This window comes from Lacrimispora sp. (genome assembly GCF_036758025.1).
Taxonomy (GTDB): domain Bacteria; phylum Bacillota; class Clostridia; order Lachnospirales; family Lachnospiraceae; genus Lacrimispora.
On sequence record NZ_DAIOXM010000005.1, the window covers coordinates 159,524 to 184,966 of the forward strand.

A 25,443-nucleotide genomic window follows, 5' to 3' on the forward strand; every position below is an offset into this window, starting at 1 on the left:
TGACAATAGTATATCACAGATCCCCTGATTTTCCGATTAAAATTTTCTTACAAAAAAAGTGCATCCCCGGCCCAGGCATGCACTTTTAAAAAATCTATTCTACATCTTCTTTTTCTATTTCTTCCAGCCGGTCCATAGCCATACTTAATATTTCAGCATGGTCAAAGGCCAGCTTTTCCTGATCCAGAATGTCGATGGCCGGCAAAAGCTCTGCCTCTGTCTCTCTTTTCCACATCATTCCCCGGCGTTCATATGTTTCCGTAATCCGGTAGCTCATAAATATATGTTTTTCTTCACTTTCAATGGTAAGTCCGTAAGTAGCTCCGTTTCCTAAATCAGACAGCTTTTTTTTCTTTACCTGGAACCAGCAGGCTTCTTCTGCGTCATCTCCGGCCTTCGGAATCAGGCTGTCTTTTGGAACTGCAGCCATGTAAGACACGGATATCACTCTGGTCCTTGGGTCCCGCTTTACGCTTCCCCAGGTATAAAGCTGCTCCATAAAGATATGTTTTAATCCGGTTTCCTCTTCAAGCTCTCTTGCTGCCGCTTCTTCCAAGGATTCCGACATTTCCACAAAACCTCCGGGAATTGCCCACTGTCCAATACAGGGATGGTTTTTCCGTCTGATAAGCAGAATCTCTGCTTCCGCTTCTTCCTGATCCACCGCAAAAATCAGCATGTCAACTGTCACTGACGGACGTTCATAATTTCCCGGGCGATACTGCGCAAGAAATTCTTTTTCTGTCAGTCCTTCTTCATTCTTTCGTTCCATTCTGCTCTTCTGCCTTTCTTCCTGCCAGGTTCTCGATGCTCTAAGCTCTCATAAGCTATGTTATGAAAACAAATTTTCATAATCGGATGGACGGCGCCAAAGGCAGCGCCTTTTATGAGAAGCTGAAAAGCAGCTTCTTATAAGCTATACTATACACAAAGTTTCGCCTGCTATCAACTACTTTATAAAAAGATTATACTTTTCATAAACTGCATAATGGAACCATAAAATAGGAACATAAAATCTCAATGCAAATTGTAAGGAGGTATCAGCCATGCAAGCTCAGCAAATTACGCCAGGAATGAATTTTAAACATATTTTAACCAACCAGACTCCACAGGCTATGGCATGGGTAACAGGCGGGACGGATTTTCCCGATATCAGCGGGATGGTAAGATTTTATTCCACCCCCTACGGCGGAATCCTGGTTGAAGCGGAATTTTTCAACCTTCCCAATGTCAACATCCCCGGCTCAAGCGATTTTTATGGGTTCCATATTCATGAATTCGGCGACTGCAGCCAGAATTTTGCCAACACAGGCGAACATTTCAATCCCAGACATCTTCCCCATCCATATCACGCTGGGGACTTCCCTCCTCTTTTCGGCAATCAGGGTTATGCCTGGATGGCTTTTTATGATAAGCGGTTCTTTATTGAGGACATTATGGGAAGATCTGTTGTGGTTCACCGCATGGTGGATAATTTCACCACCCAGCCTTCTGGAAACTCCGGAGAGAAAATTGCCTGCGGCGTTATTAAAACCAGTTAAGGTTTCCTAAATAAAATATTAACATTTTTTAAATACCCTTGTAGTGGCAAAATGAGTGTGATATAATCCATCAAAGTTGCTAAACATTATTTCAACCAGCAAAATGGAGAAGGGTAACTCTTATGAAAAATCTGTTTTACAGGTACAGACACGCCTGGGTTTTAAGCTATGCCTTTATTTATCTCCCATGGTTCCTTTACCTGGAAAAAAAGGTGACCAATCATTACCATATCATGCACGTTGCCATAGATGATTACATTCCTTTTAATGAGTATTTTATTGTTCCGTATTTTTTATGGTTTTTTTATGTATCGGCTGCCATACTTTATTTTTTCTTTGCCGATGTGAAGGATTATTATAAGCTGTGTACTATGTTGTTTACAGGTATGACTATTAGTCTGATGATCTGTACTGTATTTCCCAATGGGACGGATTTCAGGCCGGTCATTGATCCGGATAAGAATGTTTTTTCTTATATTGTTTCTTTCCTTTACAGCAAGGATACCTGTACTAATGTATTTCCTAGTATTCATGTTTATAATTCCATCTGTGTTCATATTGCAGTCAGCCATAGTGAGAAGCTGAGACAAAACAGGATAATTCAGGTTGGATCTTTTCTGCTGATGGTTTCCATATGTCTTGCAACTGTTTTCTTAAAACAGCATTCCGCATTTGACGGGCTGGGGGCTTTGGTTATGGCCAGTATTATGTATCAGTTTGTATATTCCGGTTCTTATGTACCGGGACGGAGTGAGGTTTCTGAAAAAGCTATTGGGTGATAATAAAACGGGACTGCTGCAAAGAGAACATTTCTCTTGCAGCAGTCCTGTTTTTGTTTAATTGAAACCGAAAAATCTTTGGGTCATTTTATAGATTGCAATGGGGAAATGGCGTCCGCTCTTTCCGGGCAGGTTTACTCCCTGTCCCATGAAGCCCCATCTAAGCCGCAAATACAGCTTTAAGTTCTGTTTTCTAAGATGCTGCCAAAGCTCTGCTTTCTTCTCCATGTTTTCTTCGCTTTCTGATTTGATAGCCAGAATGGAGGAAATGGTCATCATGATTTCCAGATAACGGACCATATAGTGGCGCAGTTTGCGCTGTTTGATTTTTGTTACATCGTAGTAGCCGAGCATTAGTTTTGTTACACGGATTTGCTGGTCAATGCGGCCGATCATGATGGTTTCGTTGACTGACTGGTCTTCTCTTCCGATGTAGTAGCGGTAGAAATTTACGTTTAAATAGTACATGGTTTTCACGTGAGGAAGGGGCTGGTAAACGAAAATATTGTCTACGTAAAAGGTATGTTTGGGGAGTTCCAGGTTACATTGTTTTAATAGACCGGTACGGTAAATAACGGAATGCATGAGGATGTATTGTCCCATCATGAATACTTTTACGTCATCCCAGGTGAATACCTGGCCTTCGGGGAGGGCTGTCTTGTAGTTCATGACTTTTTTTCGTTTTGCGCCTTGCTTTTCATATACGAAGTTGCTGATCAGCATATCTAAAGTTTGTTCTCCGTATACGAAGGTTCTTAAGGTGTTAAGGATTTCCCGGTAGGCGGATTCGTCTACCCAGTCATCACTGTCTACTACTTTAAAATAAATTCCCTGGGCATTTCTTAAGCCTGCGTTGACGGCTTCGCCGTGGCCGCCGTTTTCCTGGTGGATGGCACGGCAGATGCCTGGGTAGTTTTTTTCGTATTCATCTGCAATTTCTCCAGTTCTGTCCTTGGTAGAACCGTCATTTACGATTAGGATTTCGACTTCGTCTCCTCCGGGAAGAAGGGATTCAATACAGTTCCTCATATAGGCTTCAGAATTATAGCATGGAATTGCTACAGATAACAGTTTCACAAAATGTCCTCCTTTAAGGTGTTTTTCTGGTATATCCATATTCCGCAGACTATGGATATGGCTGCGGAAATGATTGCTGTGATTGTTAGGGTGGTTGATGTGGGGGCGGCAAATAATGGGGTTAAAAAATCCGTGTTGGTTATGCATACGGAAAGCAGGTTTGCGGATATGTGGAGCAGAATGGGGGCTGTGAGGGATTTGTAAAGCTCGTACAGCCAGGCTGCTGCTATTCCTATGAAAAATCCGTATACTCCCTGGGGGAGGTTTCCGTGGTAAAGGGCGAATATTAAGGCTGAGATACAGGCTGAGGGGAGGAAGGAAAGCTTGTCACGGAAGGGGGCGAACATCATTCCTCTGAAAATTAGTTCCTCTGCTATTGGGATTATGAGGGCGGTTGATAAAAGCTGGAGGATAAAGGGCGGGGAGTATATGGCACTGGCTGCTTCCTGGTAGGAAGGGGAGTTTTGAGGGAGGTTCAGGGCCGTTATTATGGTGTTTAAAAGGAGACATAGGGCGGCGCCGAATGCTGGGATTGGGAGCAGGCGGGGCCAAGGGAGGGATGGTGATGGTGTTGGCAGGGAGCGGAGGGTTTGGTCTTTGGTGTAGATGTAGGCCAGGGCTGGGGTGCATAGGAGGGCTGATAGGGCCGTGGACTCCAGGGGGCCAAGGGGGAGGAGCAGGTATAGGGCGGTGGTGATGGCGGTGTGGAAAAATATGGGGAGGATTAGGCGGAGGAGTATGGAGGGCATGGGGGGTGGGCTTCTTTCTTTTTTTTCTTTGGGGGTGGTTTTTTGTATGCGGTGCGGGAGGCTGGGTGTCCGCTTGCTGATTTTTTTGTGCGGTGTGCTAGTCCGCAGTGCAGCGCTCAAATCCTACGGATTTGAGCGCTCACGGGCGTTCGCCCTATGAATCAGAAAGTGGAAGCTTTTTTTCTTATGTGCGAGCACAACGAAAAAAAGCTTCCACTTTCTGATTCGCACTGCTCATTGCTTGTATGAACATTATACCCTCCCCCCTCTAAGATATCTACTTAAATTTACTTAAATACACCTAAATATTTCTAAATTTTTTCTTATCTCCTCCTTCTAACAAATCCTATTGCTATTTTTACCTCTCAATTATATAATATTCTTATACTTTTACTCAATAATCTACGAATACGAGAGGTGACTGATATGGCGAAAAGGCGGATTGTTTTGGCGTTGGGGCATCGGGCTTTGGGGACTAATCTTCCGGAACAGAAAAAAAGAGTGGCTGAAACGGCTAAGGTGATTGCTGATTTTATTGAAGCCGGCTGGCAGGTGGCTATTACTCATAGCAATGCTCCTCAGGTGGGCATGATTCATACGGCTATGAATGAGTTTGGAAAACTTCATGACGGTTATACTTCTGCTCCTATGTCTGTCTGCTCTGCCATGAGCCAGGGCTATATTGGTTATGACCTTCAAAACGGCATTCGCACTGAGCTTATGAAACGTGGTATTTATAAGCCGGTGGCTACGATTCTGACTCAGATGATGGTAAATCCTTACGATGAAGCTTTCTACACTCCTATGAAGCCGGTGGGCCGCCTCATGTCAGAAGAAGATGCTAAGGCAGAGGAAGAAAAAGGAAATTATGTGGAGGAAATCCCCGGGAAAGGGTTTCAGCGGGTAGTGGCTTCTCCAAAACCAGTGGCTATTGTGGAAATTGATATCATAAAAGCGGTTATGGATGCAGACCAGATCGTCATTGCCTGCGGCGGGGGCGGTATTCCTGTTATGGAACAGGGATATCACTTAAAGGGGGCCAGCGCAATCATTGAAAAGGACCGGGCTGCCGGGCTTTTGGCGAAGGAAATTGACGCTGATGTTCTGATGATCCTCACCAGCGTTGATAACGTCACCTTAAACTTTGGAACAACAGAGGAACAGGCTATCAGCTCTATGAATTTAGAGGAAGCCAAAGCCTATATAGAGGCTGGACAGTTTGAGTTTGCCTCCATGCTTCCGAAAATTGAAGCTGCCGCAGATTTTCTTCTCTACGGCAGAAACCGGAAGGCTATTATTACTTCTTTAGAAAAGGCAAAGGCCAGTCTGGAAGGGCAGGCAGGAACTACCATCAGGGAATCATAACCTTTTTGAATAGGGACAGACACAAGACTCATATCTTGAAACAAATGATATAACGGAGTCAAAAATATGAAATTTTTGCAAAAATTCAAATTTGCAGAAAAGATCAGAAACTTGTCTGTCTCCCCTGATGCAGGAAAATATGGGATTAAAGTATTTCTCCTCTTTCTCTGCGCATTTTTGGCCGGGCATCTCACTGCTATGATAACCGGACATTACAAGGCCGTGGAAACGGCTGCAGAAGGAAACTGGGGATTGAGTTTCCAGCAGGAGGGACAGCCGCCTGTGGCAAATGCGACCATGGACTATTTACGGCAGTTCGATGCCTTCTATGCGGAAAAAACGCCCGATAAAGTCCTCTATCTGACCTTTGATGCAGGATATGAAAACGGAAACACTGCCGCCATTCTGGATGCACTGAAAAAGCACAATGCCACGGCAGCCTTTTTCGTGGTAGGAAATTACATAGAAACCTCCCCTGAACTGATCAAGCGGATGGTTGACGAAGGCCACATCGTAGGCAACCACACCTTCCATCACCCGGATATGTCCAAAATTTCTTCAAAGGAAGCCTTTGAAAAGGAATTGAAGGATTTGGAAAGCCTGTTTGAACAGACCACGGGGCAGCCCATGAAGAAATACTACCGCCCTCCTCAGGGAAAATACAGTGAGACCAATTTGCAGATGGCAAAAGATATGGGATATAAAACCTTTTTCTGGAGCCTTGCTTATGTGGACTGGTACGTGGATAAGCAGCCGTCAAAGGAGGAAGCCTTTAAAAAGCTGATCGGAAGAATCCATCCCGGAGCCATTGTACTACTCCACAGCACCTCCAGAACCAATGCCCAGGTGCTTGATGAGCTCCTGACCAAGTGGGAGGAAATGGGATACCAGTTTAAATCTTTAGATGATCTGGTCACTTCCCAGTAAAATGAAAATGAGATAAGCCCTGGATTTTGGGTTTATCTCATTTTTTTATGGGCTGTCAAATGAAATTTCGTCATTGCAGTCAAACAGGGCAAAGCACTCCTCATAGCCCAGACGTCCGGATTTCAGTTCCTCTGCCATTAAAAGAAGGTTCATGGAGTTGATGACTGCCCCGCAGATTTCGGAGCGCATGGAAATATTGTTCAGCCTGTCCTTAAATCCCCCTGTAAATGCCCCGGAGATAAAAGCAAAGTGATAACGGGTCACAGATTCGTCAAAGATCTCCCACCACTTGTTTGGATTGAGCATTTCATTGCGGGCTTTGTTTTCTTCTATATAGCGGTACATTTCATCGGCCTGCTTGATGGGAAGGGAATAGCCCTTTCCATAAGCCTTATTGTCAATAATCAGCCCGTCTTTCCCATAATAAACACAGACATCCGGCTTCCTGGTATCCCCCAGCCTGGCTCCCTGAAAATCCAGTTCTGCCGTTAAAAGCTGGGCTGTCTGTATTTCGTAGTCCCGGTCTGAATTGCCGTCATAGCCTAAGTCCAGAAGCACCAGATACTTATGGTCTATATGAGTGAGATGAGTTCTTAAGTAATCCTTGCATATGGATACCTCTGATTTTACAGGAACCGATCCCTTGTCTGTACAAGGCAGCTCAAGCCCTGTTATTTCATCCATAATTCCGTAGGTATCCCCGCTCTTTTTCACATTTAGGCCAATATGTTCAAAGCTTCGTATGTCATCGAGAATGGTTTCCGCCTCTTCCTCCATGCCCGCCTCTTTTAAATATGCCTTCACCTTCTCCACAGAACGGCAGGTCCCCTCCAGATATGTTAAGATATGGGCTCTCCGACTGCGCAGATAATCCCGGTCTCCTGCCTTGGTCGCCAGCATATCCCACATGACCCGTTTGGGAAGCCTGGGAAATCTTGAAATTCCCTTGACGTGCTTTAAAATAGTTCTTCCTTTTAAGGTCAATTGATAGGATTGAGGGATAATTCCGGTATAAATCCGGCTTCCAATGCGGGCTGTTACTTCTTTTTCCACCTTATTGACCCAGCCCATCTGTATGAGCCAGCTGCATATGGTGCGGACGTATTTGTCGCTGGTTCCTTCCGTATCCTGGAGAAGTTTTGCCTTCTCTTCCCTGGTTTTTGCTTCCTCTAAGCCCTGAAGGATCATGGGCTGGGGAATGGAGGTGAAGCCGGCCTCTCCGATGAATCCCAGCCTGGCTCCGATTTCAAACTTGGTCAGGTGGCCTTCTTCGCCTAAAAGAGACAGTACCCTGCACACGGGGGGATAAGAAAGAAGAGCAGTCTTTAATACTTCCTTCTCCTCTTCGCTTTCCGGCAGCGCCTGGGCGTACTGAAAGCCTAAGGGAGACAGAAAACAGACATCCTTATCCCGGTCATAATCCAGAAAACCGATGCTGACTGCCCACCTTAAAAAAGAGTCGGCAGGCCAATCGCTCTGGTATTCCTTCCTCTGCCCCGGCAGAACTGCCTGAATAATCCCGGAACAGGGGGCGCTGCTTCTGGTATGGCCTGCTGGCCTCCCCTTTCCCTTCAGATGGATATATGGAATGACAATTTCCGTACCGCTTAATTCCCGTATAAATTCGTCTCTCCCATCCTTTTCCGATATGAGCCTGGGGATTTTATCCAGGCGCAGGGTCCGGTTGATTTCTGAATCCGGTACGAATACGGATACCACATTTTTTAAATTTCCCAGAGTATAGGCCTCCTGTATCCAGCCAAATGTTCTGTCTGCCACTGTCATTTCCTTTCTGTTCAAGCTTGCATCTTTGTTTCAGTCTGTAGCTCTGTTCCGGCCTGCATCTTTGTTCCGGTCTGTATCTCTTCCAGCCTGCATCTTTGTTCCGGTCTATATCTCTTCCAGCCTGCATCTTAAAACCCGAAGTTTTTTACTCTTCCAGCTCCATCGTTCTTTCCGCTCCGATAGGCCTTACGGTAATGCCGTTGATTTCCACATGTTCACTGATGCCGATTACAATACATGGACGTCCGTCGATCATCCGGTTTTCCACCAGATGAGTCTTATCCGGTGACACCTTTATGCTCACATCAGGGGTTTTAATCTCAAAACTTTTAGTATTGACCACATTAGAAGCGATAAAAGCGGTCTTTTGCCCTTCTTCTCCATCTCCAAAACGCTGGTCAAATTCCTCCAGCTTTTCCTGGCTGGCTCCATTGTTTTCCAGAAGCCTTTTCATCTGGTACTGATCCAGAGTAAAGGGAGCTGGCTCATCCTTTGTCTCTTCCAATATCTCATTTATATTTTCATGAAGATTCTTGACTGTTTCAAAGTCACAGTTTTCTCCCAAAGTTTCTTCCACAATGGCCTGAAATATCTCCTTCTGGCTTTTAGCAGACATAGGGATAATACAGCCCAGCAGTTCATCGATCAGGCGCTCCGGCATTTGTTCCGGATTTTTTGAATAGAACAAAAGGCTGTGGATGTCTGTGTTCCGGTCCGTAAATGCCGGGAATAAAAAGCCGGTGTCCGGTGCTTCCACCAGCCAATCCCTGCTGCGGTTTTCAATGGCATTGGTCTCTGAATTGTAGCAAAGACCGGCCTTTGACAGCTTGACAGGGCAAATGGTGCATTGGATGAATTCATAAACAAAATCAGAAGCATCAAACATTTCAATTCCATCGGTGGATTTGGCAGGAATGTCATAGGCACAATGGTTCAGGATAATATAATAATTTTCACCGTAATCATAACCGGCGATCACCTTGTCATAAAACTCTTCAATCAGGGCGTCGTCCTTTAACTGGCTATCCCGAAGCTTTAAAAGAAACTCCTGGGTTCCTCCTTCTGCCTCTGTATGTAAAGGAAATTCCATATTGATCATATTCTTTCCGATGGTTCCTGACAGTCCGTTTCTGAAAATGGTAAAATATTTAAACGCCTCTTCCTCCGGAAGAGATAAAAACGCTTCTTTCAGCTCTGTTCTCTTATTCTTTTCCGCATCCACATAACAGCCGCAGATCCGGGTTATGGCACATCCCGTCGGAGTAAAAAGTTTCTTTATTTCATTGGCTTCTTTTTTGTTCATCTTACAACATTCTCCTGTCTTAAGGTTGCATTTCTGTTTAATACTAGAACAAATTCCGGCAGAAGTCAAGAACAGGCAATGGCTTTAAAAAGCTCACAAACCTTACGGCCTGTGAGCTTTCCACTCTTCTTTTCTTTATTTCTCTGCCTTCCATAATCCGTGAAGATTACAGTATTCATATGCAGCAAGAACCTCATCGTCTTCGCAAAGAACGAATTCAGCAACCGGCTTATCTCCTGGATCCAGTACCTTTCTCTGATTGCCCTGCTTGGTCTCTAATGCGATCCAGCCAATAAAGTGCTCAGGAACCATTGGATGCTCTACAGAACCTACGGTAACTTTCACATTCTGTCCGTCGATTTCAATGACAGGAACGTGCTTTTCTGTTGCCCCATCGGTTGTATTGGCTATCATTTCTCCCATTGGTTCTCCGCAGCAAGTAATTACGCCGCCTTTTTCTTCCACAACTGCTACAATGTTTCCGCAATGTTTACATTTTAAAAACTTCATGTGAATACCTCCTAATTTCTTTCTGACCCCAGATTAATTACGAGTCAAGTATATCACAAATTCTGTTATTTTACAATATATTCCAACTTTATACCGCTATTTTGACAAAATTGTAATCATTATAGAATGAATGGCCCTTAGCGCTTCGGCCGCTCTTTCCTTATTTCCAGCCATCTTTCAGGCTTTGAAACAGGGGTAAATCCCATGGATTCATAGACTCCTTCCACCTCGGTCTTTAATACCCATTGATATACGTCTTTTAAAGAGTCATGGGATAACAGATGAGCTACCATCTTCTTGGCTATTCCCATGTGCCGGAAACGGTCATCTACATACACATCTGAAATATAAGCGAATCTGGTCTTGTCAGATATTGCCCTGGCATATCCAACCTGAACATTTTCATGAAATGCTCCTACAACCAGGGCTGCATTGGAAGCTCCCTGCTTAACTTCGTCCATTCCTATCCCTTTGCTCCACTCCGCACAGGACAGCATTTCCGTTACTCTTTCAAAATCCATATGTTCTAAGCCAGCCCGCACTTCAATTTCATTTGTTTTCATATCAAACCTCCAAAGTATAGATATATCCTCCTTAAACATCTCACCCGCAAGGAATGTCCGCCAAGGAGGACTTATTTATCTATTCTAAAATTTTATGAAGGCTGCGTCAAGTCTAATATGATTGGCTTTTGTCAGGCTTTATTACATTCTTTCAATTATAAATTCCGTTACGATCTCTTTTTCCCCGCTTACACAGTACTCCGGATAAACCGGTGCTCCCCAGCTGTCATCTCCGCCTACGCCTCTCATGGCACCTAAAATATTTACCACAGTATACCTGGGAGCAGGAAGCTCTTCCCGGTGGGTGGCCGGCTCCAATTCCTCCGCCGTATAGGGAAGAACAGAAGCATCAAAGGGCTGGGAGGAAGCACGAAAACCGATGGAATGGCCTTTCATATCTGATACCTTAAGCCACCGGACCCCTGTCCTGTTGCCGCACTCCTGAGGCACCAGATAGCGGGACAAGTTGTTATCAGGGGTATCCTCATAAATCCCCAGCCTGGCCCCTTCATTCCTGTCGCAGTAATTCTCCTCCGGTCCCCTTCCATACCAGGTGAACTTTTTGGCAGCTTCCGGTGTAATAAGCCTCATGCCAAAGGCCGGAAGCTCCGGCAGCCCCTGCTGCCCTTTAAACAGGGCTCTCACTTCAATGGCACCATTTCCATCCACTTCATAGGAAACCTCTGTTACTGCTTTGGGAACTGTAGAAAGCTCATAGGTATAGGTCACCTTTACCCGTCCATCTTTCTCTTCCACCTCACAATTTTCATTGCTGTAATAAGGGAACCTGCCTACTCCAAACCAAAGGGCGCTTTTCACTGAAAACTTATTTCCCTTGTCGTTATCCGTTGTTGCCCTCCAGTAAACCGGCATCAGGGGCCTTCCCAGCCACTCTTTTCCGTCATAGACGAGAGAAACCATACTGCCCTCCTGCCTGGAAAACAGTACACGGAAGCCATCTCCCATAACACCGATGTTTACATCACCGTAAACAATTGTCAAAGGCTTTTCACAGCATTTTTCCGGCTGTCCTTCCACTGACTTAACCGCCTCGCCAAAGGCCACCTCATAACCGGCCTCAGCCCACAAGGTATCGTTTTTAAGAAGGGCTGAAACCTGGAGGACATATTCTCCCGGCTCTGTAAAATCAGGAATGGAAAGGGATTCATACCCTGTTTCCAGAGGCTTTACCAAGGCATTAAACTTCTTTTGATAAACCGGCTCCCCATCTTTTAAAACTGAATAGACAAATTCTATATCCGAGGTGTCAGTAAATAATCTTCTGTTTTCTATGGATACTCCCCCAAAATCAGGTGTCAGACGGATATCCTGATACAGATATTTGACCTCCTGAGCTTTGGGAGAAATGGTTCTGTCTGCATAGACAATTCCGTTTCCGCAGAAGCTGTAATCCGTGGGCCTGTCGCCGAAATCTCCGCCATAGGTCATATGTTCCCCGCCATAAGCATCCTTTTTCATCAAAGACTGATCAATATAATCCCAGATAAATCCGCCCTGGTACATCTGGTACCTGTCTTCCAGATCTGTGTACTTTTTCATCCCTCCAAGAGAATTTCCCATGGCATGCATGTATTCACAGAGGACATAAGGCTTGACCGGGTTATTTTTTAAATATTCCTCCGCCTCGGCAGGCTTGGCATACATCCGGCTTTCCATGTCGCTGATCTGGTCAAATTCCCGGTTCCAGAACACGCCTTCATAATGAACCAGTCTGGAAGGGTCCCGTTCTTTAAAAAATTCCGACATCGCCAGAATATCCTCTCCTGCATAAGATTCGTTTCCGCAGGACCAGATCAGGATGCTGGGATGGTTCTTATCACGTTCCACCATGGACTTGGCCCGGTCCACCACACAGTCCTTCCACTGAGGCAGGCTTCCCGGCACATTCCAAGAAGGCTCACATGCACCCATTTTCTGCCAGGAACCGTGACTCTCTAAATTCGCCTCATCTATAAGGTAAATTCCATATTCATCGCAAAGCTCATACCATAAGCTCTGATCGGGATAATGACAGGTTCTGACCGCATTGATGTTGTGGCGTTTCATGAATTGGATGTCCCATATCATATCCTCTTTTGTAATGGAACGGCCCCTTCTCACATTAAATTCATGGCGGTTGATTCCCCGGAACACCACTCTCTTTCCATTTAAGCACATCAGGCCGTCTTTCAGCTCAAAACGGCGAAAGCCCATTTTCTGGAGAATGATTTCCTTTACATTTCCCTGTTCATCATAGAAGGTGACAGTAAATTCATACCGGTAAGGATCTTCGCCGCTCCATAAACGGGCATCAGAAATGCGGCAGGAAAATTCCACTTCCTTATTTGCAGGAACTGAGTCCCATGAGGCGGAAATATCTCCGGCTCCATCCTTTAAGACAGCACCAATACTCCCCCTTGTTTCCCCGGAAAGGGTCAGAACAGCCCGGAACAGGCCATCTTTATAATCTTCAGACACATCTCCGTGGATGAACAAATCTTCTACATGGCACTCCGGAATTGCATATAAATATACATCACGGAAAATCCCGGAAAACCGGAAAAAGTCCTGATCCTCGATCCAGCTTGCGCTGCTTCTTTTATAAACCTCTACTGCAAGGCGGTTGGTTCCCGTCAAAACAGCATCCGTAATCTCAAATTCAGAGGGCGTGAAGGAGTCCTCGGAATACCCTATAAAGGTTCCGTTAAGCCAGACATAAAAGGCCGTTTCCACTCCCTGAAAGGACAGGAACAGCCGTTTTCCTTTTAAGAGCTCTTCCACTTCAAATTCCCTGATATAGCTGCCCACCGGATTGTTCTGCCAGTCTATGTGAGGGGGCCTGATATCAGACAGACCATCCCAGGGATACATGGTGTTAATGTACTGGCATTGGCCGTAGCCCTGAAGCTCTATGTGGCCGGGAACCTCTATGGCACCAAAGCCGTCCGGATTAAAATCTTTTTCATAGAAATACTCCTTCCGCTCCCCGGGATTTTCTGCATAGGAAAATTTCCAGGTTCCGTTTAAGGACTGGCGAAGTCCCATGATTCCCTTTAAAGCTTCTGCTTCTGTTTCATAATAACAGTGGTCGGAATGGGCTGGCAGGCGGTTTACTGCAAAGACCCGGGGATCTTCCAGCCATTCCAGTTTTGCGGTTTTCTGTTCCATTGAAAGAAACCTCCTTCTATATAATACCCTGGGTTCATTATAAGCGACCCCGGAGAGAGAATCCATTGCATTTTTTACGATTTCCTGTATCTTTTATTCCTTTACGGCTCCTGCTGCAATCCCTGCCAGAATGTATTTCTGGAAAAAGAGATAAATCAGAATAGTGGGCAGCATGATAATAATGATTCCTGCCGCCAGCTTCTGCCAGGACCCTTGCTGGGCATTGGCATAATTCATTAAAAAGGTGGTCAGGGTACGCAGCCTGTTCTTTGGCATATACAGGTATGGAATATACATGTCATTAATAATGGTGATGGCCTTGATAATCACCACCGTAGCAGTGGCAGGCGCTAACAGAGGGAAAATGATCCTGGTAAACAGGCCAAAATAGGAACAGCCATCCAAAAGAGCACTTTCATCAAGGGACACCGGAAGGGTGGAAATGAACTGCCGGTAAATATAAAGCTGCATTAAGTCTGATGCCACATAAATCACAATGGGTGCTCCCAAGGTATTGTAAAGTCCCATGCTGTTGATGACCTTAAATCTGGCAATTTCCGTCACAAAGCTGGGAATCAGCATGCCCAGGAAAAAAAGACCCATAATCAGCTTTTTAAGCTTAAACTCAAAACGTTCCAGAATAAATGCGGTTATGGTTCCGAACAATACATTAAACAGAATGCTGACTGCCAGTATGATACCTGTATTTTTAAAACCAATCAGCAAATATTTATCTCCCAGCACCTTTTCAAAGTTCTGGAAGGTTATTCTTTCCATAGGCGGCAAAAGCAGGGGCGAGGTGTTCACCATATCCGCCTTTGACTTAAAGCCTGCAAACAGAGTCAGAAGAATGGGGGCCAGAACCACCAGAACCATCCCTATACAAAGAAGCTGTTTGAAGCCCTGTTCCATTGTACGTTGTTTCATCTTATTTTCCCCCTCCTTTCAAAATGACTCCATGGATGATCTTGTTCTGGATCAGATAAATGACAACGATCATGACCATAATCGCCACCGCCATGGTGGAAGCAAGGCCAAAGTTGCTGTATTTAAAGGCTGTATCAATGGTATAGAGGGTAAAGGTGGAGGAAGCATATCCCGGCCCTCCGCTGGTCATGACGTAAGGGATATCAAATACCTGGAGAGCGCCCCGGATGTTATCAAAGAGGACAAAATCCACCATGAGCATAATGGAGGGAATCTGAATATAGCGGAACATCTGCCAGGCCCCTGCGCCGTCCACTCTGGCAGCCTCCTGCACATCCTGAGGGAGGGATTGGAGGGCTGCCATAAAGAGAATGACATGATACCCGGAAAACCTCCAAAGAGAAACAAAGGTCAGAACAAAGTTGACCAGTTTCGGATCTGACAGCCAGTTCCTGATAAATCCCTCCAAATGAAACATGGTCAAAATCCCATCAAAGGCCCCGTTAATAGGAGAAAAGAAATAGGAAAAGGCGTAGGAAATAGCCACTCCGTTGATGATATATGGCATAAAAACCATGGTCTTGTAGAATTTTGCCGCTCTGAGCCTGGAAGTCAGCAAAACAGCAAACAGCAGCTCTACGGGAATAAAGATCAGATGCCCGAAAAAATATACCGCATTGTTGCGCAGAGACAGCCATAGGTCCTTATTGCGGAGCATGGCAGTATAATTGCCGAAGCCAATGGCATCATAAGTTTGGGAATACCCATCCCAGTTTGTAAAGCTCATGCGGATTAAATCAAAGGCCGGAAACATCACAAACCCGATGAGCAAAGCCATGGGAACCACAAGGGAACATACAATAAACCTTTTTTTCTGTTTTTCCAGTGAATTCATAGATACCTCCTGATTCAAGTTCTTGGGTGAAAAGGGGACAGGGCTTCCATCACCCTGTCCCCTCTCCTGTTTTGTTTATTTAATTCCCAGCTTTGTTCTGGCTTCTGCCCATTTTGTATTGAGCCCATCCAGTTCTGCCTTAAGATCAAATCCGTCGGTAAACATCTGAGAACCCAGCTTCTTGTAATCAAATGCGATTTCATTCTGGATTGCCTGGAAATCGTCTCCGCCGCCGTCATACATAACCAGTTCCTTATCCGGCTGCTGCTCATCTGCCTGGGCCAGAATGGGATCCTTTTCCTTAGGGAAGTTGGTCATAGAGGAGGCACTGGTCACATAGTTGATGTATCCCGGATACCAGTCTTCACTGTAGAACCATTCCACAAATGCCTTTGCCAGCTCCGGATTCTTGCTGTGAGTGGTCACTCCCATAAAAGAATCGCCCTGAACGATGACGCGGAAGGGATCGTTTTTGGAATCTCTTACCGGAAGGTAGAAGGTGCCCAGCTCTGAAATATCGTCAGTGCCGTTTTGAATATTCTGAAGGCCCCAGTCTCCCAGTGCAATGATGGCTGCTTTCTTCTGTGCAAATAAGGACGTTACCTGATCATTTCCCATGCCCAGAGGATCTTTGCCGAATACATCCTTGCTGAACAAGTTATATACCTTATTATAGGCTTTGTTAATGTCCGTTCCCTCTGCAAAGGGAGCGTCTGCCTTTGCCATGTCATTCCAGTTCTGGCCGTTGCCGCCCTGAAGTGCAGGCATAAATTCCATATAGGGATAATCCGGCCATTCATCTTTTGCGCCAAGGGCAATTGCCATAAAATCCGGGTCATTTTTGCCGTAATAATCCTGAAGGGTCTGGGCTGTTGTTTCAAGTTCTTCCCAGGTGGTGGGAACCTCTACGCCCGCTTCCTTAAACATATCCTTCCAGTAATAAACGTATTCGTATCCGGCTGTCATAGGAACGCCCAGAACCTTGCCATCCATGGCATAGCCGGAAGCCAGTTCATTGTTTTTTGAAGCTTCCAGATCGGATAAGTCCAGAAGATAATCTTTAAATCTGGATAAGGTAAATGGCTTGTTGAACATAACGTCAGGAAGCTGGTTTGCCGAAGTTCTCATCTTCATGGCATTCCAGTATTCGGAGTCGTCCTTGATCTTTTCCACTTCTATATCTGCATTGGGATACTTTTCCTGAAATTTCCCAACCATATCATTTTCATCAATATAATCCATCAGGTTGTTATCCCAGATGGCAAATACCAGGCTGCCTTCCAGTTCTTCTTTTGCCTCTGTTCTTCCTGTCTCTGAGGGCGCCTCTTCCTGGCTCTTTGCAGTTGTTGCTGATGTTCCCTGGGAAGAAGAACAGCCGGCCAATGTCCCCACTGCCATTGCCGCACAAAGTCCTAAAGCAAACATTCGTTTTCTCATATTTTGTAATACCTCCCTTGTTTTGATGATATTATAGTATCATTTCAAAACAGTCTTCTCCATGAGATATGGTTTGAAAACTTGATGTTTCGTCAGGTTTTTACTTTCTGTATCCGCCCGGACTGATTCCGCACTGCTTTTTAAACACTCTGGTGAAATGCTCCACGCTGTTGTAGCCCACACTCTGGCTGATTTCATAGATCTTTAAATCCGTTGTTTCCATCAGCTCCCTTGCCTTGCGGATGCGGGTCTCTGTCAGATAATTGCTGAAAGTCAGTCCTTCTTCCTTTGTAAACCTGGTGCTGAAATATTTTTCATTCAGGCCTACAAAGTCTGCCACACTTTTTAAGGTCAGCTCCGGATTGGCGTAATTGTCCATAATGAACCGCTTCGCCCGGATCATCATATCCGCCTGTCTCCGGTCTGTCTGATGGGCATTGTAATCCATGATCCAGCGAAAGAAATTGTTCAGCCACAATTCCAGGCTTCTCATCTCCTCCAGCCGGCCTATTTTCTCATAGTAATTGACTTCTTCCACAAACAGGGCACTGATATCGTCGTGGTTGTCCGAAAGCTGCCAGGCTATGCTGCAGACGATACAGAGACAGACCCTTTCAGCTTCCTTTAACTCCATTTTATAAAGCTTTGAAAAGAGCTGTTTTTTCTCCAGCCCCATAGCCAGTTCATCCCCCACCATCAGCCCCTTTATAAGCCTTTTGTACTCCTGTCCGGTCTGGCGGACTTCTTCAAAGGAAACCACAGCTTTTTCCCATGGATCACATATCTTTCCCTTTCCTTTTAAGCATTTAAGCCGTAGCCTCTCCCCGGCCTCTTCAAACCGGTCCAGAAAATCCCCGGCTCCCTTTCCGGGACTGCTGATTCCCGCGGAAACAGACAGGTTCATAAAATGCTTCCACACATTGCATAGCTGTCTGCAGGCTGAAACCGAATTTTCCTTATACTGCTGAGGATCGGTGATGCGGTACAGCATCACATAGCGGGAAGGGGCTGCTGCCCCAAGGATGCAGCGGGAAGCCACTCTGGGAATCTGGCCCGCCAGCTCCAGCATAGGTTTTATCAGTTCTTCTTCAAAATCCTCTCCAAAGCGGGCTGATGCCTTATGGAAATCCTCTATTTCAAACTGGACCACCAGATATTCCTGCTGGAAAAAAGATTCCTCAAGAGGCCGCTTTCCAACAGCCATATCTGCAAGAACAACGGAATCGGGGATTTTTATGGCAGATATCTCCTCTTCTTTTACTTCCTGGACGCGGTTTTGAAAGACCTCTTCATCCACCCGTTTTAACATGGATATAAGGGTCTCTTCTGTCAAGCCGGCCTTTAACATGTAGTCACAGGCTCCCAGCCGGAAAGCATCACGAACCAGCTTAAAATCGTCATATCCGCTTAAAACCAGAACTGCAGGCATGTGTTTCAAACGGCTTAACTCTTCCAAAAGCCCGATTCCATCCATGACCGGCATTTTCATATCGGTAATTACCAGGTCCACAGGATGACTCCTTATGTATTCCAGGGCCTGCTGTCCATGGATGGCGTCAGCAGCAATGTGATATCCCATTTCTTCCCAGTTGATCAGAGAACGGAGGGTGATCCGGACAATGGTGTCGTCATCCACAATCAGGACATTTCTCATAAGTCTCCCGGCTCCTTTCTTACAGGAATGCGGATAGAGGTTCTCGTATACCGCCCCTCCCCGCTTTCCATCTCAAATCCGCAGTTTTTTCCATAGTTGAGGCTCAGCCTGGTTTTCACGTTGGTGATGCCAATGCTCACATAATCCTTTTGTCCTTCCTCTTTCTCTTCTCCGCTCATGATCCGGCGGATGTCTTCTTCAGACATGCCCTTTCCGTTATCCCGGATTTCAACAGAAAGAAAAGCTCCCTCCTTGCGGGCTGTCAGCCAGATGGTTCCCATTTCATCCATAAGGCCGCTAAAGCCATGGACAATGGAATTCTCCACCACTGGCTGTAAGATAAGCCGGGGGACAAGGCAGGAAAGACAGGCTTCCTCTATGTCATACTTTATTTCAAATCCATCGGAATAGCGGATTTTCATCAAATAGATATAGCCGTCTAAAATTTCCAGCTCCTCTTTTAAGGAGTAGAACCCTCCGCTGCTTCGGAAGGAGCAGGACAATATTTTAATCAGGGCCTCTGCCATGCGGGCAATGGATTCATACTTTGACATCTGTGCAATGAACCGGATGGAGTTTAAAGAATTCACCAGAAAATGGGGATTAATCTGGGACTGAAGCGCCCTGATTTCCGCTTCGTGCTTTTTCTGCTGCTGCACTTCGTTTTCCTGTATCAGTTGTTTCAGCCGTCTTGTCATCCGGTTAAAGGAATGAATCATCAACCGCAGTTCTGACTGGCCCTTTGGCTCCACATGGACTAAAAGGTCTCCCTCTTCTACCCGTTTCATGCCCTCTACCGTATGGTGAATAGGGTCAATAATGCTTTTTAAGAAATAGCTGGAAAAACGGTAAAACAGAGCAAACAGGATAAGGGTAACCACAACAATGACGGCTGCAGTCCTGTTAAAGCTTCTTGTCAGGGTTTCATAAGCCACCACACTGATGATTCGTAAGCCGGTCACCTGTTCCCTGGTCACTACTCCCATGTACCGTCTGCCGTTTGCCTGATACCGGAACTCTGTCTGTTCTAAGGAAATATTCCTGGGCAGAAGGGACATGGTGCCTTCCGGGTCAAAAATCACGTTTCCTGACTGGTCTGCAATCATGGTAGTGCCCAGCAGCCGTTCCTTATTGTAATCCTTGATCAGACGTCCGGTCTGGGAAGAGGTGAACAAAGTCGCCATCTCTATGACCCCATCCCTGTCCACATCAATACCGGGAGACAGGCCCGCAGCAATGGTCAATGTGTAGGCATTCTTTCTGGAATTGGTCACGCTGCTGTCATAAAAGCCTGTTTTTACCGTATTGGGCTCTGCCAGAGCCGCCTGATACCAGGAGGAAGATTTCAATTGATCTTCTCCAAGGGTGATGTCATCTTTTATGTAGGTATGATCCCCGTCCTTCATGTAAAATACGGCAGAAAGGATGTCCTGGACCGGAACCATGGCATAGTGAAAGGACTCGGTCAGAATTCTGGTATAATGGTATTTTTCAGCCAAATCCTTTGTATTGGTTTTAGCTGCATTTTTTACGACTTCATTGTCATTGACGTATACGAAATGGGATAAACGGAGGGACACATCCTTTACCTCTCCCCCAAGGGCAGAAGCGATGTTATCCTGGGCGCGCCTGATATTGGAAACTGCGGAATCTACCATCATAGTCCGGATGATGAGGATGGACAGTAAGATAATTAAAAGAATGGGGATGACAATGAGGGCAAAGAAGCTGTTATAATAAGAAGCCTTTAAATTCTGCTTTTTATTCATCCACATCTTCTCTCGCCCTCCTCATCGGTTTATGAACCTATTATACAGCGAAAAAGTTTTAAAATCAACGAGCCGCCTTTTAGAAAAGTTTCTTAGAAAATCAAGCTCTCCACCTTTGTCTCCAGTCTCACTGTTTCTCCTTTTTTAATACGGTAAGAAACCGCCGGGATGGAACCATTGGGATAGAGTACATTCGTATTAGGGTCAGCCTCAATTACCAGCCCTGATGCCTCCGGGCCTTCCCCGGATACCCTGCATACCTGGCCTTTATGGGACACGGAAGCAGTATGTTCCTCTGCCTTCTGTTCATAACCCTCTGTAAATTTCTTCACGGAAAAGCCGCAGTCATAGGCAAAGCAATCATACTGGCTGTGAATTTCATGGATTCTCAAATGGCCGTATTCCTTGGGAATAACCGTGGAAGTGACCGTAATTCCGGGAAAGGGATGCCAGCTGCTGACTACTCTGTCAGGAAAGACCTCATAGGAGTCACTGTATTTCCGCACAAACACGTAATCATCTCCGTCAAGAACAAAGGCCAGAGCTGAATCAGGAGCATTTTCATGAAGCACAATCTGGCTTTTGGCAATGGAAAATCCAAACCGGGTGGAATAGGCAAACTTTGAATACTTTTCCGGTACATGACCATGCCCGTACCGTTCACACACTCCTGCCGGATAAGCTACCACATCTTTTCCATGGCGGTGCATAATCATATCCGCCTGTTTTAACGTCTTCACGGATTCCAGCTTTGGCAGCGCCTCTGCCTCTGCCTGCCAGAATGGGTGGTCATCGGGAAGACCCAGACAGAGAAGGGTTTTCATTCCCCAGTAAGGGGAACCGGGGGCATTGTAGCGCTCTCCCATAATCAGATTGGGATATCCGTATCCAATGGTCAGGACTCCATCCCGGTCAAATATCTTCTGCTCCAGCCACCAGTTTAAATGACGGGCTAAAATTCCCTTTACAACACCTGCCGGAATATCGTCAAGTCCTGCAAACACATAGGCTGACCAGAACGCCGCTTCACCAAACCTATAGGAAAGGCTTCTTCCATAGGGAAGGGCGGAACCATTTTCATCGAACCAGTAAATAAAGTCCCTGGCAAAGACCTTTGCCCTCTCCTTAAAATTCAGGCACCGTTCCGGGTCTTCATCCTCCATGGCAACGGCATACAGCAGTCCGTAGTAATGAAGGGCAAAGGAAATGTAATAATCCTTCTGACTGGAACCGCCATCCCTGTACCAGCCCTCTCCGATGTAATAGCTTTCTATTTTTTCAAGACCTGAGGATAACCGCTCCTCACTGTAGCGGCAGTCCAGCTTTTTGAGCGCAATGTTTACCAATATCATAAAAAACTGCCAGTTGCAGTCCGGAATAATATGTTCGTTAATACCGTAAAGCCATTTTGCCAGATTCTTTTTCCCTTCCTCACTGAGCGGCTCCCATAGCTTTTCCGGGGTAAAAATCAGGCTGCTGGCAATGGCCGCCATTTCTACAAACCTTTGGTCATAATCTCCAAAGCCGCCCCAGTATTCCGGGTGAGCCGGGTCGGTGCCGCTTTCAAGTCCCTTCCGGTAAATCTCCTCAAAGCCTTTTCCTCCGCCCAGCCACAAAGGAACTAACGCCCATAAAGGCCGGGAAAAAGCTTCCATCTCAATGCTGACCTCCGGATAGGTAACCCCGCTGTCTCCCAAATGGAGCCTGGCACACCCTTGGCTGTACAATGGCTTTAAAGGCTCTAATACCTGGAACATCCATTTCTGAAAGTCCTGTTTCGTTTCAAGTTTCATCTGTATTCGCCTCTCTTCGAATTATTCCGATTAAATTCCGATGGAATGAATTTAGTCAAATTGTTCCGGTCATTACCAGTATGGATTCCAGTCTGTCGAAAGCCTGGTCAATGCCTCCATGTAAAAGTAATCGCCCCAGATGTTGCATTCATCCACCCCTTCCGGAGTACAGGTATTGTAAGGGGATTTCTTGGAATAAGTACTGTGAAGCACCAGTCCGTTGGATTCCTTTAAATCCTTTACCGAGTAGTTTTCTACCACTGATTCCATGATCTTTCCAGCTATGGATGTATAATAAGCGGCATCTTCCTTGTCTAAATATTTAGCCATTTCCAGCATTCCGCAGGCTGCAATAGATGCAGAAGAAGAATCCCTTGGCTCCCCGGAGCCTTCTCCAAATTCCAGATCCCAGTAAGGAACCAGGTCTGAAGGAAGGTGCTCTAAGAAATATCCGGTCACATGCTTAAAATCTTCCATATATTCCGGCCTCTTAGTATACCGGTATGCCATGGCACATCCATAGATACCCCATGCCTGGCCTCTGGCCCAGGCGGAACCATCCCGGTATCCCTGGCAGGTTGACCCATGATCCGGTGCGCCGGTTTCCATATTCATGAAAAATGTATGCCAGGTGGAGTAATCTTCTCTTATAACATTGGAAATTGCCGTATGAATGTGCTTTTCCGCTATATCCCTGTATTTCCTATCCCCTGTTTCATCAGTGGCCCAGTATAATAAAGGGAGGTTTAAAAGGCAGTCAATGATAAAACGGTAATTTTCGGGCTGGTTCATAGGGCCCCATGCCTGAATAAATTCTCCTACCGGCTGAAAACGGGTGATCAACTGGTCTGCCGCCTTAATGGCCGCCTCTTTTCCCGTCTCATCTCCCACCAGCTTATAGGCTGCCACACAGGAAGTAGAATAGAGAAATCCCATATCGTGATGGTCTACCTCCACTTTATTTTCAATCCGGTCTAAAAAGCTTTTTGCCTGAATCAGCCCTGCTTCTTTTAATGGTTCATCCTTGTTCCATTCATAGGCCAGCCATATCTGCCCGGTCCAGAAGCCGGTTGTCCAGTTCACATTAGGCGTAGGCTTATAAAATCCGTCTTCGCTGTATGCCTTTTTAAAATCGTTAGTAAATTCCTTTAAGTTTTCTTTTACCTGTTTTACAGCAAAATCCATTGCCTCCCGGCATCTTTCTTCGGAAAGCTCCGGTTTTCCCTTTAAAAGTGTTTCAATTTTTTCACTCATCATCTTCTCTCCTCTCTTATCCTTTTACTCCTGTTGCTGCAACTCCCTCTACAAAATACTTTTGCAGGGATAAAAATACGATGAGGACAGGAATTAAGGAAAGGACTGAGGCTGCCATGATCAGACCGTATTCCGAGCTGTACTGGCTGATGAACATTTTCAGTCCAAGCTGAAGGGTTTTCTTTGCCTCTGTCTTTAAATAAATCAAGGGGCCTAAAAAATCATTCCATGTATTAACAAAAGTGAAAATCATCAAGGTTGACAGAGCCGGTTTTGACAAGGGAAGCATGATTCTGGAATAAATCTGATATTCGGTCATGCCGTCGATTCTGGCTGCCTCGCAAAGTTCATCGGGAATACCCTGATAGAACTGGCGCATCATGAAAACGCCGAATGCGGAAAAGGCCTGGAGGAAAATAATAGCCAGATGGGAGTCATTTAGCCCGAAATTTCTCATCATCATGAACTGGGGAACCATGTACACCTGCCACGGAACTGCAATGGTTGCGATATAGGCCATAAATAGGGTGTTTCTATATTTGAATTTCAGCTTTGCAAAGGCATAGGCAGCAAAGCTGCTGGTTAAAAGCTGTAAAAATGTGACGATAAAAGTGATTTTCACCGTATTGGTCACAAATTTCATAAGGGGGATTTTTACCCAGATATCCAGATAATTCCGCCATCTGGGATTTTCCGGTATCCACTGAATGGGAAATACGAATACGTCTTTATCCAATTTTAAAGAAGCGGACACCATCCATACAAAGGGCACCAGCATCATAGCCGTCAAGATGAGCAGGACCGCATAGAGGAGGCATCTGTTGATTTTATAATTTGTACTTTTTACTTTCATAATCTTATCCTCCTTCTTTTAATTTGCATACTTCTTCTCACCGCGGAACTGAACCAGGGTGATGAGAAGTACCATTAAGAACAATACCATGGCAACCGCGCTGGCATAGCCTAAGTTCCAGTTGCGGAATGCCTCTTCGTAAATGTGGTAAACCAAAACCATTGCCTGAGAGCTTACAATGCCGTTGGAGCCGCCTGCCAGCATGTATACGATATCGTAAACCTTAAAGCAGTTGATGGTCAGTATAATGGTTACAAAGAAGGTGGTAGGCTGAAGCTGGGGCCATGTGATATAGCGGAATTTCTGCCAGGAATTACAGCCGTCAAGGCTTGCGGCCTCATACAATTCTCCGTTGATTCCCTGAAGTCCTGCCAGGTAAATGACCATGTAATAGCCCATATTTTTCCACACACTGAACAGCACAATGGTGAACATGACCCAGTGAGGATCTGCCGACCATTTTGGCAGGCTTTTTGCATTGACACCCAGTTGGTAGAGAATCATGTTAATGGGGCCGCTTTTCTGAGGGCTGAACAGCATGTTCCATACGGCTGCCACTGCTACCAAGGATGCCACATAAGGGAAAAAGCTTACGGTACGGAAGAAATTTCTTCCTTTTATTTTCTGGTTTAAAACTACGGCCAGACCCAGTGCGCTGACTAAGGTAAAAGGCACCGTTGCAATACAGTACACAACCGTATTGATAAAAGAAGAACGGAATCTGGCGCTTCCAAGCATATCCAGAAAGTTCTTAAGCCCTGCAAATTCCATAGGACTGTTTCCATCCCACTTCATAAATCCCAGAACAAAAGCAAAAATAATGGGGCCAAGGGTGAAGAGTGCAAACCCTAAAAAGTTAGGGATAATAAAGGAATATGCAATCATGTCCCTCTTCTCCTGGCGGGTGAACCGCTCTCCTGTCCGGATTTTTTTAATTTTCTCATCTATTGTCTCGATTTTCGCAATGAGCCTTTCCCGCGTTCCGGTCTTCTGAGCGTCTTTTAATAAAAGACTCAGGGCTTCCCGTTTTTCACTTAACGCCGCGATCTTTTCCTGCTTTTGCGCTTCTGTTATTGTCTTCGCCATATGTCATC

The 25,443-nt window shown here is 45.6% G+C and carries 21 protein-coding genes; 4 read left to right on the forward strand and 17 right to left on the reverse strand.

Annotation, left to right across the window (positions count from 1 at the left end; genetic code table 11):
• Window positions 1–94 precede the first annotated feature (94 nt).
• Window positions 95–772, reverse strand: coding sequence for an NUDIX hydrolase (locus V7M78_RS06790; RefSeq protein WP_333647728.1), 678 nt, complete (start codon window positions 770–772; stop codon window positions 95–97).
• A 274-nt stretch (window positions 773–1,046) separates the two neighbouring features.
• Here V7M78_RS06790 and V7M78_RS06795 point away from each other — a divergent pair, with 274 nt between their 5' ends.
• Entirely contained in the window at window positions 1,047–1,541 is a 495-nt protein-coding gene (locus tag V7M78_RS06795; protein WP_333647730.1) for a superoxide dismutase family protein, read from the forward strand.
• A gap of 122 nt (window positions 1,542–1,663) precedes the next feature.
• Window positions 1,664–2,320 carry a phosphatase PAP2 family protein gene (locus tag V7M78_RS06800; RefSeq protein ID WP_333647732.1) on the forward strand — a complete coding sequence of 219 codons (657 nt, stop codon included), beginning with the start codon at window positions 1,664–1,666 and terminating at the stop codon, window positions 2,318–2,320.
• A gap of 57 nt (window positions 2,321–2,377) precedes the next feature.
• Here V7M78_RS06800 and V7M78_RS06805 read toward each other — a convergent pair whose 3' ends face one another.
• Complete coding sequence (locus V7M78_RS06805; protein ID WP_333647734.1) at window positions 2,378–3,397, reverse strand: glycosyltransferase family 2 protein; 1,020 nt, start codon at window positions 3,395–3,397, stop codon at window positions 2,378–2,380.
• A complete protein-coding gene (locus V7M78_RS06810) occupies window positions 3,394–4,146 on the reverse strand; it encodes a CPBP family intramembrane glutamic endopeptidase (RefSeq protein ID WP_333647736.1) in 753 nt (250 codons plus the stop codon). The genes V7M78_RS06805 and V7M78_RS06810 overlap by 4 nt, the downstream gene beginning before the upstream one ends.
• Window positions 4,147–4,572: 426 nt before the next feature.
• On the opposite strand from V7M78_RS06810, the gene arcC reads away from it, so the two are divergent.
• Window positions 4,573–5,511 (forward strand): carbamate kinase, encoded by a 939-nt coding sequence (gene arcC / locus V7M78_RS06815; protein ID WP_333647738.1) that lies wholly within the window; start codon window positions 4,573–4,575, stop codon window positions 5,509–5,511.
• A 66-nt stretch (window positions 5,512–5,577) separates the two neighbouring features.
• Window positions 5,578–6,438, forward strand: coding sequence for a delta-lactam-biosynthetic de-N-acetylase (pdaA, locus tag V7M78_RS06820; RefSeq protein WP_333647740.1), 861 nt, complete (start codon window positions 5,578–5,580; stop codon window positions 6,436–6,438).
• 45 nt (window positions 6,439–6,483) lie between these two features.
• Here the strand turns inward: pdaA and V7M78_RS06825 are convergent, their stop codons facing one another.
• The 14 genes from V7M78_RS06825 to V7M78_RS06890 all read right to left on the reverse strand — a co-directional run bounded on the left by V7M78_RS06825 (window position 6,484) and on the right by V7M78_RS06890 (window position 25,435).
• A complete protein-coding gene (locus tag V7M78_RS06825) occupies window positions 6,484–8,217 on the reverse strand; it encodes a restriction endonuclease FokI C-terminal domain-containing protein (RefSeq protein WP_333647742.1) in 1,734 nt (577 codons plus the stop codon).
• 151 nt (window positions 8,218–8,368) lie between these two features.
• Entirely contained in the window at window positions 8,369–9,526 is a 1,158-nt protein-coding gene (locus V7M78_RS06830) for a DUF4317 domain-containing protein (RefSeq protein ID WP_333647744.1), read from the reverse strand.
• 135 nt (window positions 9,527–9,661) lie between these two features.
• Window positions 9,662–10,036, reverse strand: a complete 375-nt coding sequence (locus tag V7M78_RS06835) for a desulfoferrodoxin family protein (RefSeq protein ID WP_333647746.1) — start codon at window positions 10,034–10,036, stop codon at window positions 9,662–9,664.
• Window positions 10,037–10,173: 137 nt separating this feature from the next.
• A complete protein-coding gene (locus V7M78_RS06840; protein ID WP_333647748.1) occupies window positions 10,174–10,599 on the reverse strand; it encodes a GNAT family N-acetyltransferase in 426 nt (141 codons plus the stop codon).
• 141 nt (window positions 10,600–10,740) lie between these two features.
• Entirely contained in the window at window positions 10,741–13,767 is a 3,027-nt protein-coding gene (locus V7M78_RS06845; RefSeq protein ID WP_333647750.1) for a glycoside hydrolase family 2 TIM barrel-domain containing protein, read from the reverse strand.
• A 93-nt stretch (window positions 13,768–13,860) separates the two neighbouring features.
• The gene (locus tag V7M78_RS06850; protein ID WP_333647752.1) at window positions 13,861–14,694 is read right to left on the reverse strand and encodes a carbohydrate ABC transporter permease; all 834 of its coding nucleotides are present in this window, start codon (window positions 14,692–14,694) and stop codon (window positions 13,861–13,863) included.
• Window position 14,695: 1 nt separating this feature from the next.
• A complete protein-coding gene (locus V7M78_RS06855) occupies window positions 14,696–15,589 on the reverse strand; it encodes a carbohydrate ABC transporter permease (protein WP_333647754.1) in 894 nt (297 codons plus the stop codon).
• 75 nt (window positions 15,590–15,664) lie between these two features.
• A complete protein-coding gene (locus V7M78_RS06860; protein WP_333647756.1) occupies window positions 15,665–17,026 on the reverse strand; it encodes an ABC transporter substrate-binding protein in 1,362 nt (453 codons plus the stop codon).
• A gap of 100 nt (window positions 17,027–17,126) precedes the next feature.
• A complete protein-coding gene (locus V7M78_RS06865; protein WP_333647758.1) occupies window positions 17,127–18,680 on the reverse strand; it encodes a response regulator transcription factor in 1,554 nt (517 codons plus the stop codon).
• A complete protein-coding gene (locus V7M78_RS06870; protein ID WP_333647760.1) occupies window positions 18,677–20,455 on the reverse strand; it encodes a sensor histidine kinase in 1,779 nt (592 codons plus the stop codon). Before V7M78_RS06870 ends, V7M78_RS06865 begins: the two co-directional genes overlap by 4 nt.
• A gap of 86 nt (window positions 20,456–20,541) precedes the next feature.
• A complete protein-coding gene (locus V7M78_RS06875; RefSeq protein WP_333647762.1) occupies window positions 20,542–22,242 on the reverse strand; it encodes a DUF2264 domain-containing protein in 1,701 nt (566 codons plus the stop codon).
• A gap of 72 nt (window positions 22,243–22,314) precedes the next feature.
• Window positions 22,315–23,496 carry a glycoside hydrolase family 88 protein gene (locus V7M78_RS06880; RefSeq protein WP_333647792.1) on the reverse strand — a complete coding sequence of 394 codons (1,182 nt, stop codon included), beginning with the start codon at window positions 23,494–23,496 and terminating at the stop codon, window positions 22,315–22,317.
• A 16-nt stretch (window positions 23,497–23,512) separates the two neighbouring features.
• Window positions 23,513–24,349: a carbohydrate ABC transporter permease gene (locus V7M78_RS06885; RefSeq protein WP_333647764.1), complete on the reverse strand. Its 837-nt coding sequence runs from the start codon at window positions 24,347–24,349 to the stop codon at window positions 23,513–23,515.
• An 18-nt stretch (window positions 24,350–24,367) separates the two neighbouring features.
• Entirely contained in the window at window positions 24,368–25,435 is a 1,068-nt protein-coding gene (locus tag V7M78_RS06890) for a carbohydrate ABC transporter permease (protein WP_442914631.1), read from the reverse strand.
• Window positions 25,436–25,443: the final 8 nt, after the last annotated feature.